Source organism: Streptomyces sp. NPDC038200, from assembly GCF_055600785.1.
This window is the reverse complement of the sequence record NZ_JBVJYH010000001.1, coordinates 612,586-625,566: the sequence shown is the minus strand read 5'-3', so window position 1 is coordinate 625,566 and position 12,981 is coordinate 612,586. Positions and strand designations below refer to the sequence as shown.

The window sequence follows — 12,981 nt, the reverse complement described above, 5'->3', positions numbered from 1 at the left end:
AGCATGACCATTCCAGCCAAGGTCTGACTCGTTTCCGTAACTCTCCTGGACCGCCGACTCAAGGCAATTGACGATGTTTGTACCAACTCGTAACCAGGGATGGCCCCTTCGGACCAACGCCGGATGCCCGTCCGCGCAGGTCAGCAGGGCCCGCTCGGAGCGCGGTGTGGGGCGTTTCACAACCCGACACGGTGGAGTGACCTGGTGGAGAGTCGTCGCGGCCCGCTCAAGAGTGCGGTACCGTCCAACGTCGTGAGCCCTGTACGTCGCTGTTCGCGAACCGCCTGCGGCCGACCCGCCGTCGCGACGCTGACGTACGTCTACGCCGACTCGACCGCGGTCCTCGGCCCGCTCGCCACCTACGCCGAACCCCACTGCTACGACCTGTGCGCCGAGCACTCCGAGCGCCTCACCGCCCCGCGCGGCTGGGAGGTCGTACGACTCCTGGACGGCTCCGCGCCCGCGCGCCCCAGCGGCGACGATCTGGAAGCGCTCGCCAACGCCGTGCGCGAGGCGGCCCGCCCCCAGGAGCGCGCGGCCGAGGCGGGCGGCGGCGGTGCCCGCACGGTGGATCCCATGGAGGTCGCCCGCCGCGGCCACCTGAGGGTCCTGCGCTCCCCGGACAACTGAGGGCGGCCGAGCACCGCGACCGGGCCACGGCCGAGCGCCTCGCCCCGGTGAACGGTGCACTGGTGAACGGCGCCCCGGTGAACGCCACCCCACGCCACCCCCGTCAGGCGTGACGATTCTCCTCGACGCGCGTTACGGGTGGGGGTCCGCTGAGCGTCCACCTGGTGTCCGCGCACCGGGCCCTCGCTCCCGACGGGTAGTTTGTGGGCACCCATAGGACTTTCAGGAGGGTTGGCCGTGACTGCTGATCTGTCGCAGATCGTGAAGGCGTACGACGTGCGCGGAGTGGTCCCGGACCAGTGGGACGAGGCGCTGGCCGGACTCTTCGGCGCCGCCTTCGCGGAGGTGACGGGAGCGGCGGCCATCGTCGTCGGCCACGACATGCGGCCCTCGTCCCCCGGCCTCTCCCGTGCCTTCGCGCGCGGCGCGGCGGACCGCGGTGTGGACGTCACCGAGATCGGCCTGTGCTCCACGGACCAGCTGTACTACGCCTCGGGCGCGCTGGACATCCCGGGCGCGATGTTCACGGCCTCCCACAACCCGGCCCAGTACAACGGCATCAAGCTGTGCCGCGCGGGCGCCGCCCCCGTCGGCCAGGACACGGGCCTCGCGCAGATCCGCGAGCTGGCCGAGCGCTGGCTCGCGGAGGGCGCCCCGGCCCCCGTGGACCGGCCGGGAACCCTCTCCTCGCGCGAGACGTTGGAGGATTACGCGGCGCACCTGCGCTCGCTGGTCGACCTGACCTCCATCCGCCCCCTGAAGGTCGTGGTCGACGCCGGCAACGGCATGGGCGGCCACACGGTCCCCTCGGTCTTCGCCGGCCTGCCCCTGACCCTCGTCCCGATGTACTTCGAACTGGACGGCACCTTCCCGAACCACGAGGCCAACCCGCTCGACCCGGCCAACCTCGTGGACCTGCAGAAGCGGGTCCCGGCGGAGGGCGCCGACCTCGGCATCGCCTTCGACGGCGACGCCGACCGCTGCTTCGTCGTGGACCAGGACGGCGCCCCGGTCTCCCCGTCCGCGATCACCGCGCTGGTCGCCGTCCGCGAGCTGGCCCGCAACGGCGGCAAGGGCACGGTCATCCACAACCTGATCACGTCCCGCACGGTCCCGGAGGTCGTACGGGAGAACGGCGGCACCCCGGCCCGCACCCGGGTCGGCCACTCCTTCATCAAGGCCGAGATGGCCCGCACCGGCGCGATCTTCGGCGGCGAGCACTCCGCCCACTACTACTTCAAGGACTTCTGGAACGCCGACACGGGCATGCTGGCCGCCCTGCACGTCCTCGCGGCGCTCGGCGGCCAGGAGGGCCCGCTGTCCGCCCTCGTCGCCCAGTACGACCGCTACACCGGCTCCGGCGAGATCAACTCCACCGTCGCCGACCAGTCCGCCCGCCTCGCCGCGATCCGCGCCGCGTACGAGGGCCGCGCCGACGTCACCCTGGACGACCTCGACGGCCTCACGGTCGCCGCGGCCGACTGGTGGTTCAACGTCCGCCCGTCCAACACCGAGCCGCTCCTCCGCCTGAACGCCGAGGCCAAGGACGAGCCGACGATGAGCAAGGTCCGCGACGAAGCCCTGGCGATCATCAGGGGCTGAGCGGTCCGGCCATCGGCGGTACGCTGACCAGGCATATCCACAGACGCATATCCGCCCGCCGAAGGGACACCCCATGCCGCTCGAAGCCGGCCTCCTGGAGATCCTCGCCTGCCCGGCCTGCCACGCCCCCCTGAAGGAGCAGGACACCGAGCTGATCTGCACGAGCCAGGACTGCGGCCTGGCCTACCCGGTCCGCGACGGCATCCCCGTCCTGCTGGTGGACGAGGCCCGCCGCCCCGAGTGACGCGGACCTTCACCGCACAGGACCCCAGGACCCCGGCGATCGGAGGCTGCCGCCCATGCTGGACGAATCGCTGCTCGACACCCCGGAAGACCTGGCCGAGGCCGACCACCGGGGCCTGCTGCGCGGTGCGGCGGAGGCCGGCGCCCGCGTCCGCACCGCCGCCCGGCACGCCGCCGAGGCCGGCGTCGGCGACCTCAAGCCCGACGGCCGCCCCCGCGCGGTCCTCATCGCGGGCCCCGGCGCCGCCGCCACCCACACCGCCGACCTCCTCGGCACGCTGGCCGGTGTCGGCAGCCCCGTCGTCCGGCTCGCCCCCAGCGGCGTCGCCCCGGCCGCGGGCGCCCTCCGCTGGGACCTGCCCGGCTGGACCGGATCCGTCGACCTGCTGCTGATCGCCACCCCGGACGGGACCGAACCGAGCCTCTCCCTCCTCGCCGACCAGGCGTACCGCCGCGGCTGCTCGGTCGTCGGCGTGGCCCCGCCCGACACCCCGCTCGCCGAGGCGGTGGCCGGCGCGCACGGCCTGTTCGTACCGATGGCGACGGCCCCGTACGACCAGGAGGAACCGCTCGCCGCGTCCTCTTCGGGCGTCTTCTGGGCCCTGCTGACCCCGCTGCTGGCACTCCTGGACCGGATCGGCCTGCTCACCGCCCCGCCGGAGGCCCTGGAGAAGGTCGCCGACCGCCTGGACCATGTCGCGGAACGCTGCGGCCCCGCCATCGCGACCTACAGCAACCCGGCCAAGACCCTCGCCGCCGAAGTCGCCGACGCACTGCCCGTGGTGTGGACGGAAGGCCCCTCGGCCGGCCCCGCGGGCCGCCGGTTCGCCGCCGCCCTCGCCGAACTCGCCGGCCGCCCCGCCCTGGTCGCCGAGCTGCCCGAGGCGCTCGCCGCACACAACGCGCTGCTGGCCGGCCCCCTCGCCGCCAGCGCCGACCCGGACGACTTCTTCCGCGACCGCGTGGAGGAGCCGCCCGCGCTGCACGCGCGCGTGGTGCTGCTCCGCGACCGCCCGGTCGGCGGCCTCACCGCCGCCCCGGCCGCCCGGGACGTCGCCCTCAGTCACGACACGCCCGTCAGCGAACTCGAACCGGAGGAGGGCGGCGAACTGGAGACCCTCGCGGAACTGATCGCCGTCACGGATTTCGCCGCCGTTTACCTGGCGCTCGCTTCGAGGGCCTGATCTGGCTCCTGGCCGACCGCTCGCGCCCGCCCGGGGCGCCGGCGGACGCGGCAGCGCCGGCCGAGCAGCGTACGCACGGAGACAGAGAAGAGACATGGACCGCCTCGACAACACCGTCCGCCCCTATGCCTGGGGATCCCGCACCGCCATCCCGCAGCTCCTCGGCGTCGAGCCGACCGGCGAACCCCAGGCGGAGATGTGGATGGGCGCGCACCCCGGTGCCCCCTCGCGCACCGCGCGCGGCACCCTCGTCGAGGTCATCGAGGCCGACCCGGAGCGGGAACTCGGCGCCCGCGCGGTCGCGAAGTTCGGCCCCCGCCTGCCGTTCCTGCTCAAGATCCTCGCCGCCGGAGCCCCCCTGTCCCTCCAGGTGCACCCCGACCTGAAGCAGGCCGAGGAGGGGTACGCCGACGAGGAGCGGCGCGGCATCCCGATCGACGCCCCGCACCGCAACTACAAGGACGCCAACCACAAGCCCGAGCTGATCTGCGCCCTCACCGAGTTCGACGGCCTGTGCGGCTTCCGCGACCCGGCCCAGGCCGCCGACCTGCTCGACGGGCTCGGCGTCGACTCCCTCAAGCCGTACGTCGACCTGCTGCACGCGCACCCCGAGGACGCCGCCCTGCGCGAGGTCCTCACCGCGATCCTCAGCGCCGACCCGGCGGAGATGGCCCACACCGTCGCCGAGACCACCGCCGCCTGCACCCGCCTCGGCGGCGCCTACGCCGCCTACGCCGACATCGCCCACCACTACCCCGGCGACCCCGGCGTCATCGCGGCCATGCTCCTCAACCCCGTACGCCTCCAGCCCGGCGAGGCGCTGTTCCTCGGCGCCGGCATCCCCCACGCCTACCTGAGCGGCCTCGGCGTCGAGATCATGGCCAACTCCGACAACGTCCTGCGCTGCGGCCTGACCCCCAAGCACGTCGACGTCCCCGAACTGCTGCGCGTCGTCCGCTTCGAACCGGCCGACCCGGGCGTGCTGCGCCCCGAGGCATCCCCCGACGAGGAGGAGGTCTACGAGACGCCGATCGACGAGTTCCGGCTCTCCCGGTACGTCCTCCCCGAGGGCGGCACCACCCACGACCTCACCCGCGACACCCCGCAGATCCTGCTCTGCACGGCCGGTGCCGTCCGGGCGGGCGAACACGAACTGAGCCCCGGCCGGTCGGTCTTCGTCCCGGCCGGCGAGAAGGCGGAGATCTCGGGCGCGGGCACGGTCTTCCGCGCCACTGTGATCGTATGACCAGGGCTGTGGACGGTCGGCCGATCATCTGACCGGGGTTGTGGACACCTGACGCGCCGGTGCCCGGCCGGGCTGCAAGAATGGCCCACCGGCAAAGGCCGGGCAAAGCCGGGTACACGCCCGGACGGATGTACCAGGGCCAGGCCGACAGAGGCGAAGGGACAACGCGGACACATGAGCGCGTCAGGCGGTACCAGGGCGATCGTGGCGGCACTCGGCGCCAATCTCGCGATCGCGGCATCGAAGTTCGTGGCGTTCGCGTTCAGCGGCTCCTCCTCGATGCTCGCCGAGGGCGTCCACTCGCTCGCCGACTCCGGCAACCAGTTCCTGCTGCTCGTAGGCGGCAAGAAGGCGCAGCGCGAAGCCACCCCGCAACACCCCTTCGGATACGGCCGCGAGCGCTACATCTACGCCTTCCTGGTCTCGATCGTCCTCTTCTCCGTCGGCGGCATGTTCGCCATCTACGAGGGCTACGAGAAGATCAGCCACCCGCACGCGGTCGAGCACTGGTACTGGCCGGTGGGCGTCCTCGTCTTCGCGATCATCGCCGAGGGCTTCTCCTTCCGCACGGCCATCAAGGAGTCCAACGAACTGCGCGGCAAGCTCTCCTGGTCGCAGTTCATCCGCCGCGCCAAGGCGCCCGAGCTGCCCGTCGTCCTCCTGGAGGACTTCGGCGCGCTCATCGGCCTGGTCCTCGCCCTCGGCGGCGTCGGCATCGCCCTGCTCACCGGCGACGGCGTCTGGGACGGCATCGGCACCGTCTGCATCGGTGTCCTGCTCGTCCTGATCGCCCTCGTCCTGGCCGCCGAGACCAAGTCGCTGCTGCTCGGCGAGGCCGCGGGCGTCGAAGAGGTCAAGAAGATCGAGGCCGCGGTCGTCGACGGCGACACGGTCACCGGCATCATCCACATGCGCACGCTGCACCTCGGCCCCGAGGAACTGCTGATCGCCGCCAAGATCGCCGTCCAGCACGACGACACGGCCGCCGAGGTCGCGAGCGCCATCAACGCCGCCGAGGCCCGCATCCGCGCCGCCGTCCCCATCGCCCGTGTCATCTACCTCGAACCCGACATCTACAGCGAGGCCGAGGCCGCCAAGGGCCCGGACCCGCAGGCGACCCCGGGCGGCCCGACCCCGCACACCGCCGGTCACTGACCCGCGCCACGGCGAGCGGCCGTCCCCGGCACGACGCACCACCACAGCCCCGACGCACCACCACAGCCCCCACCTCCGCCCCTCGAATCGTCGCGAATACGACCCCGGGAATGCACCGGCGGACTGGGGGCGACCGGGTCGTCCGGTGTAGCTTGGGACGGAGCCAGACGTCGCTGCTGATGGCGGTCGGGCGGTCCACAGGGACCGGCCGAGGGAGAGAGGGCCTCCGACGGACTGCGCTGCGCGTACGCGGGCATGCCTGTGTCCTCTCCCGGGCACCCCTGTGTCCGCCGCCGCGCAGACCAGCCGTACCCACCTCGCCCCAACCCCGAGGAGCAGCTCGCAATGACGACTGTCGAGAACCGACAGGACTTCAAGGTCGCCGACCTCTCGCTGGCCGAGTTCGGCCGCAAGGAGATCACCCTCGCCGAGCACGAGATGCCCGGCCTGATGGCCCTCCGCAAGGAATACGCCGAGACGCAGCCGCTGGCCGGTGCCCGCGTCACCGGCTCCCTGCACATGACCGTGCAGACCGCCGTGCTCATCGAGACCCTGGTCGCCCTGGGCGCGCAGGTGCGCTGGGCCTCCTGCAACATCTTCTCCACCCAGGACCACGCCGCCGCCGCCATCGCCGTCGGCCCGAACGGCACGTCCGACAACCCGCAGGGCGTCCCGGTCTTCGCCTGGAAGGGCGAGACCCTGGAGGAGTACTGGTGGTGCACCGAGCAGGCGCTGACCTGGCCGGACAGCCCCACCGGCGGCCCGAACATGATCCTGGACGACGGCGGCGACGCCACCCTCCTGGTCCACAAGGGCGTCGAGTACGAGAAGGCCGGTGAGGTCCCCGCCCTGGACACGGCCGAGTCCGACGAGCACCGCGTCATCCTCCAGCTGCTGCACCGCACCCTGGGCGAGAACCCCCAGAAGTGGACCCAGCTCGCCTCGGAGATCCGCGGTGTCACCGAGGAGACCACCACCGGTGTCCACCGCCTGTACGAGATGCAGCGCGACGGCGTCCTCCTCTTCCCGGCGATCAACGTCAACGACGCCGTCACCAAGTCGAAGTTCGACAACAAGTACGGCTGCCGCCACTCCCTGGTCGACGGCATCAACCGCGCCACCGACGTCCTGATCGGCGGCAAGACCGCCGTCGTCTGCGGCTACGGCGACGTGGGCAAGGGCTGCGCGGAGTCCCTGCGCGGCCAGGGCGCCCGCGTGATCGTCACCGAGATCGACCCGATCTGCGCCCTGCAGGCGGCGATGGACGGCTACCAGGTCACGACCCTCAACGAGGTCATCGACAAGGCCGACATCTTCATCACCACGACCGGCAACAAGGACATCATCATGGCCTCGGACATGGCCAAGATGAAGCACCAGGCGATCGTCGGCAACATCGGCCACTTCGACAACGAGATCGACATGGCCGGCCTCGCCAAGATCCCCGGCATCGTCAAGGACGAGGTCAAGCCGCAGGTCCACACCTGGAAGTTCCCCGACGGCAAGGTGATCATCGTCCTCTCCGAGGGCCGCCTGCTGAACCTGGGCAACGCCACCGGCCACCCGTCGTTCGTGATGTCCAACTCCTTCGCGGACCAGACCCTGGCCCAGATCGAGCTGTTCACCAAGCCCGACGCGTACCCGATCGGCGTCTACGTGCTGCCCAAGCACCTCGACGAGAAGGTCGCCCGCCTGCACCTGGACGCGCTCGGCGTGAAGCTCACCCAGCTGCGCCCGGAGCAGGCCGCGTACATCGGCGTGGAGGTCGACGGCCCGTTCAAGCCGGACCACTACCGCTACTGAGCCGGCGATTCCGTAGTCCCGCCCGCCGGGGAGGGTGCGCCGGTGCACCGGCGCACCCTCCCCGGCAGCAGGTCCTCCGAGGCAGGCCCCCGCACCCCCGTGCCGGGGGCCTGCCCCTTTGGCCCGCCGACCCATGGCTTCCGGCCGGACCAGCCCGTCAAGACCCAGGACCCCCATGCCCCGCGGCCGTTATTCGCTCCACGATCCGCACGATCACACCCCCCTCGCCCAAGAGCACTTCCAGTGCGCCCCCGGCCCGTCCGGCTGGCGCTACGTCTCGCAGCTGACCGGTCCCGCCGGCGATCAGCGCGGCTCCGTCGACCTCGCCCTGGACGAGCTCGGCCGTCCCCTCCGTCTCGAACTGCACGCGGGTGGCTGGCAGGTGCGCGGCGCCGCCCTCGACGGCGTCACCTGGGTCCGCACCGACCCCACCGGCACCCATGCCACCGAAGGCAATGTGCGCGCCCACGCCTTCACCGGCACGTCCCCCGCGTTCCTCGTCGCCACCGCCCGGCTCCTGCGCCTCACCCCCTCGTCCGCCGCGACCCGCGTACGCCTCGTGGCGTTCACGGACCCCGTCCTCGCCCCCCGCACCGTGGACCAGTCCTGGGCTCTGGTGGACAGCGAAGCACACGCCACTGACAACGGTGCCTTGATCGTGGAGGAGTACCAGGTCACAGCCCTGGACACCGGCGAACAGCACGCCGTCCACATCGCCGGCGACGTGGTCCTGGCCGCGCCCGGGATCGAGCTGGAGGACCTTCAGTCCCCGCCGTCGAGATTCGACTGAACCGGCACCACCGGTGACTCGGACGCGGTGAGCACCGCGCCTGACGGCACCCCGCGCTAAGCCGGCGGCGCGAACCCGGTGGCCGACCGGCCGGCCTGCGCCTCGTCCCGCGGCGACACCGGCGAGGAAGAAGGAGGCGCCGGAGGCTCCTGCGGCCGGTCCTGAACCGGAGCGGGTGGAACGGGACCCTGGGGCCAGGCCCCCGCCGGCGGCCGGTACGAGGCCGGGGGCTGATAGGGGAGGGGGGCCTGATAGGAGAGGGGACCCTGATAGAGGACGGGAGCCTGATAGGGCGCCGATGCGGCCTGCCGGGCCTCACGGGTCTGCCGTTCGTGCACCACGGCCGCCAGGAAGGCGGCCGGAGGCAGATCCCGCGGCAGTGGAGCCGCCGTCCGCTGCGCGAGATCGGCCGCGAGTCGCTGCGCCATGCCCGCCGACACCTGAGGATCGAGCTGCTGCATCCGCGTCAGGTACTGCCGGACCGCGAGCCACAGCCCGTCCGGCACCGCCGACAGATCCAGCCCGGTGAACCGCCCCGCCAGCCAGGGAGGAGGCGGCGGCACGAAGCCGGCCCGCCCGGCGGGTATCCGCTCGCGCACGACCAGCGTGCCCGCGAACACATCCCCGAGCCGCCGCCCCCGCGCCGAGACCAGGGAGGCGATGCAGGCCACCACCCCGAGCGTCAGCAGGATCTCGACCACTCCGATCGCGCCCCGCACCAGTGCGTGCCGGAACCGGATCGGCCCGCCGTCGTCCCGCACCACCCGGAGTCCGAACGCCAGCTTCCCGAGCGAGCGCCCGTGACTGAGCGTCTCCACGGCGATCGGCCCGCCGACCAGAACCAGCAGGAACGCCGCGATCGACAGCGCGACCTGCGCGGCCTCGTCCAGCGAAGCCGTCGACGCCACGAGCACCGTGATCACGATGATGTACGCGACCATCGCCACCGCCAGGTCGAGCAACACGGCCAGCGTCCTGCTCGGCAGCTTCGCGGGCCGCAGTTCGAGCGCCACCGCCTCGCCCGTCACCAGCTCACTCACGCCCGCCGCCCTTCCCTGGTCCGCCCCTGAACGCAAGTCTGCCAAGCTGGGGGCGCGTCGCGTCGCAGTACGACAAGCTGACAGCACGTACGAGCATCCACGACGAACCGTGGACGACCAGCCGAGGAGCAGTCAGAGCCGATGGACCTGGACGTCTTCGTCTCCGTACACCGAGCCGAGTGGGACCGGCTCGATGCACTGCTCCGCCGTCGGCGCCGTCTCAGCGGTGCCGAGGCAGACGAACTCGTCGCCCTCTACCAGCGCACCGCCACCCACCTCTCCCTCATCCAGTCCAGCGCTCCGGATCCGCAACTGACCGGACGGCTCAGCCAACTGGTGGCGCGCGCGCGTAGTGCCGTCGCCGGCACCCGCCGCGCTTCATGGCGGGACGTCACGCACTTCCTGAGCCGGGGCTTCCCCGCGGCCGTGTACCGGGCCCGCCACTGGTGGGTGCCCACGGCGCTCGTCTCCACGGCCATCGCCGTCCTCCTGGGCTGGTGGATCGGCACCCATCCCGAGGTGCAGTCGTCCATCGCGGCCCCCAGCCAGTTGCGCGAGCTGACCCGTCCCGGCGGCGAGTACGAGACCTACTACTCCAGCCATCCCGCAGCGGCCTTCGCCGCCCAGGTGTGGACGAACAACGCGCAGGCGGCCGCGATGTGCCTGGTCCTGGGCGTCTTCCTGGGACTGCCGGTCCTCTGGATCCTCTTCGAGAACATGCTCAACCTGGGCGTCGGCTTCGGCCTCATGTCCTCGGCCGGCCGCCTCGACACCTTCCTCGGCCTGGTCCTCCCGCACGGCCTGCTCGAACTGACCGCGGTCTTCGTCGCCGCCGGTACGGGACTGCGTCTGGGCTGGACGCTGATCGATCCCGGCCCGCGCACCCGCCGCGCGGCTCTCGCCGAAGAGGGGCGAGCCGCCATCGGCATGGCGATCGGCCTGGCCCTGGTCCTGCTCGTCTCCGGCGCCATCGAAGGCTTCGTCACCCCCTCCGGCCTGCCCACCTGGGCCCGCATCGGCATCGGGGTCGCGGCCGAGCTGGCATTCCTGGCGTACGTCTACGTCCTCGGTGGCCGTGCGGCACGCTCGGGTGAGACGGGTGATCTCGAAGAGACGGACCGCAGCGCCGCCGTGCCGACGGCCGCCTGATGTGCGTCCGGCCCCTGTGAGCTGCTAGTGTCCTCTTCGCCTCGCAAGAGCCGTTGACACGGCGGGCGTGGGGAGGTAGATTCAATGAGTTGCCTAGAGCTGGACATGTTCAGCGGCAACCGATAGAATCTACATGTGCTTGGTCGGAGGCCGTGAACGGCGCCCCGGAAAGCACTCCCGATAACTCGGAAATGAACGGCCGGTCAGACCGGCCGAGAACTTCTGATAAAGTCGGAAACGCCGAAAAGGGAAACGCGGAAGCGGGAACCTGGAAAGCACCGAGGAAATCGGATCGAATGAAGATCTGATAGAGTCGGAAACACGAAGGGAAGCCCGGAGGAAAGCCCGAGAGGGTGAGTACAAAGGAAGCGACCGTTCCTTGAGAACTCAACAGCGTGCCAAAAATCAACGCCAGATTAGTTGATACCCCGTCTCCGGTCGTCACGATCGGGACGAGGTTCCTTTGAAAAACACAGCGAGGACGCTGTGTGCGAGAGGATCATTCCTCCTCTCGCACCGCTCTCGTGGTGTTCATCCCGATTACGGGAAAACATTCACGGAGAGTTTGATCCTGGCTCAGGACGAACGCTGGCGGCGTGCTTAACACATGCAAGTCGAACGATGAACCACTTCGGTGGGGATTAGTGGCGAACGGGTGAGTAACACGTGGGCAATCTGCCCTTCACTCTGGGACAAGCCCTGGAAACGGGGTCTAATACCGGATATCACTCCCGCAGGCATCTGTGGGGGTCGAAAGCTCCGGCGGTGAAGGATGAGCCCGCGGCCTATCAGCTTGTTGGTGAGGTAATGGCTCACCAAGGCGACGACGGGTAGCCGGCCTGAGAGGGCGACCGGCCACACTGGGACTGAGACACGGCCCAGACTCCTACGGGAGGCAGCAGTGGGGAATATTGCACAATGGGCGAAAGCCTGATGCAGCGACGCCGCGTGAGGGATGACGGCCTTCGGGTTGTAAACCTCTTTCAGCAGGGAAGAAGCGAAAGTGACGGTACCTGCAGAAGAAGCGCCGGCTAACTACGTGCCAGCAGCCGCGGTAATACGTAGGGCGCAAGCGTTGTCCGGAATTATTGGGCGTAAAGAGCTCGTAGGCGGCTTGTCACGTCGGGTGTGAAAGCCCGGGGCTTAACCCCGGGTCTGCATTCGATACGGGCAGGCTAGAGTGTGGTAGGGGAGATCGGAATTCCTGGTGTAGCGGTGAAATGCGCAGATATCAGGAGGAACACCGGTGGCGAAGGCGGATCTCTGGGCCATTACTGACGCTGAGGAGCGAAAGCGTGGGGAGCGAACAGGATTAGATACCCTGGTAGTCCACGCCGTAAACGGTGGGAACTAGGTGTTGGCGACATTCCACGTCGTCGGTGCCGCAGCTAACGCATTAAGTTCCCCGCCTGGGGAGTACGGCCGCAAGGCTAAAACTCAAAGGAATTGACGGGGGCCCGCACAAGCAGCGGAGCATGTGGCTTAATTCGACGCAACGCGAAGAACCTTACCAAGGCTTGACATACACCGGAAAGCATTAGAGATAGTGCCCCCCTTGTGGTCGGTGTACAGGTGGTGCATGGCTGTCGTCAGCTCGTGTCGTGAGATGTTGGGTTAAGTCCCGCAACGAGCGCAACCCTTGTCCTGTGTTGCCAGCATGCCCTTCGGGGTGATGGGGACTCACAGGAGACCGCCGGGGTCAACTCGGAGGAAGGTGGGGACGACGTCAAGTCATCATGCCCCTTATGTCTTGGGCTGCACACGTGCTACAATGGCCGGTACAAAGAGCTGCGAAGCCGTGAGGTGGAGCGAATCTCAAAAAGCCGGTCTCAGTTCGGATTGGGGTCTGCAACTCGACCCCATGAAGTCGGAGTTGCTAGTAATCGCAGATCAGCATTGCTGCGGTGAATACGTTCCCGGGCCTTGTACACACCGCCCGTCACGTCACGAAAGTTGGTAACACCCGAAGCCGGTGGCCCAACCCCTTGTGGGAGGGAGCTGTCGAAGGTGGGACTAGCGATTGGGACGAAGTCGTAACAAGGTAGCCGTACCGGAAGGTGCGGCTGGATCACCTCCTTTCTAAGGAGCACTTCTTACCAACTCCGGTTGGTCAGAGGCCAGTACATCGGCGAACGTCCG

At 69.8% G+C, this 12,981-nt stretch carries 11 protein-coding genes and 1 rRNA gene; 10 read left to right on the top strand and 2 right to left on the bottom strand.

Going from position 1 to position 12,981, the window contains the following annotated elements; genetic code table 11:
- Nucleotides 1-204 precede the first annotated feature (204 nt).
- The 8 genes from ACZ7KF_RS02575 (at nt 205) to ACZ7KF_RS02540 (ending at nt 8,653) form a co-directional block, all read left to right on the top strand.
- Nucleotides 205-630, top strand: coding sequence for a DUF3499 domain-containing protein (locus ACZ7KF_RS02575; protein WP_225822241.1), 426 nt, complete (start codon nt 205-207; stop codon nt 628-630).
- A gap of 237 nt (nt 631-867) precedes the next feature.
- Nucleotides 868-2,232, top strand: a complete 1,365-nt coding sequence (locus ACZ7KF_RS02570; protein ID WP_471068650.1) for a phosphomannomutase/phosphoglucomutase — start codon at nt 868-870, stop codon at nt 2,230-2,232.
- Between the two features lie 73 nt (nt 2,233-2,305).
- On the top strand, nt 2,306-2,476 hold the full coding sequence (locus tag ACZ7KF_RS02565) for a Trm112 family protein (protein ID WP_073901335.1): 171 nt from the start codon (nt 2,306-2,308) through the stop codon (nt 2,474-2,476).
- Nucleotides 2,477-2,531: 55 nt separating this feature from the next.
- Entirely contained in the window at nt 2,532-3,659 is a 1,128-nt protein-coding gene (locus ACZ7KF_RS02560; RefSeq protein WP_471068647.1) for an SIS domain-containing protein, read from the top strand.
- A gap of 94 nt (nt 3,660-3,753) precedes the next feature.
- Nucleotides 3,754-4,905, top strand: coding sequence for a mannose-6-phosphate isomerase, class I (gene manA / locus ACZ7KF_RS02555; RefSeq protein ID WP_471068645.1), 1,152 nt, complete (start codon nt 3,754-3,756; stop codon nt 4,903-4,905).
- Nucleotides 4,906-5,079: 174 nt separating this feature from the next.
- A complete protein-coding gene (locus ACZ7KF_RS02550; RefSeq protein ID WP_471068642.1) occupies nt 5,080-6,060 on the top strand; it encodes a cation diffusion facilitator family transporter in 981 nt (326 codons plus the stop codon).
- A gap of 345 nt (nt 6,061-6,405) precedes the next feature.
- A complete protein-coding gene (ahcY, locus tag ACZ7KF_RS02545; protein WP_471068640.1) occupies nt 6,406-7,863 on the top strand; it encodes an adenosylhomocysteinase in 1,458 nt (485 codons plus the stop codon).
- Nucleotides 7,864-8,038: 175 nt separating this feature from the next.
- Nucleotides 8,039-8,653 carry a hypothetical protein gene (locus ACZ7KF_RS02540; protein WP_471068637.1) on the top strand — a complete coding sequence of 205 codons (615 nt, stop codon included), beginning with the start codon at nt 8,039-8,041 and terminating at the stop codon, nt 8,651-8,653.
- A gap of 56 nt (nt 8,654-8,709) precedes the next feature.
- Here the strand turns inward: ACZ7KF_RS02540 and ACZ7KF_RS02535 are convergent, their stop codons facing one another.
- Entirely contained in the window at nt 8,710-9,693 is a 984-nt protein-coding gene (locus ACZ7KF_RS02535) for an RDD family protein (RefSeq protein WP_471068635.1), read from the bottom strand.
- 141 nt (nt 9,694-9,834) lie between these two features.
- Here ACZ7KF_RS02535 and ACZ7KF_RS02530 point away from each other — a divergent pair, with 141 nt between their 5' ends.
- Complete coding sequence (locus ACZ7KF_RS02530; protein ID WP_471068634.1) at nt 9,835-10,842, top strand: stage II sporulation protein M; 1,008 nt, start codon at nt 9,835-9,837, stop codon at nt 10,840-10,842.
- 109 nt (nt 10,843-10,951) lie between these two features.
- On the opposite strand, the gene ACZ7KF_RS02525 is transcribed toward ACZ7KF_RS02530, so the two are convergent.
- Complete coding sequence (locus ACZ7KF_RS02525) at nt 10,952-11,287, bottom strand: hypothetical protein (protein WP_471068631.1); 336 nt, start codon at nt 11,285-11,287, stop codon at nt 10,952-10,954.
- 108 nt (nt 11,288-11,395) lie between these two features.
- Between ACZ7KF_RS02525 and ACZ7KF_RS02520 the strand changes: the two genes are divergently transcribed.
- Nucleotides 11,396-12,921, top strand: a 16S ribosomal RNA gene (locus ACZ7KF_RS02520).
- Nucleotides 12,922-12,981 lie beyond the last annotated feature (60 nt).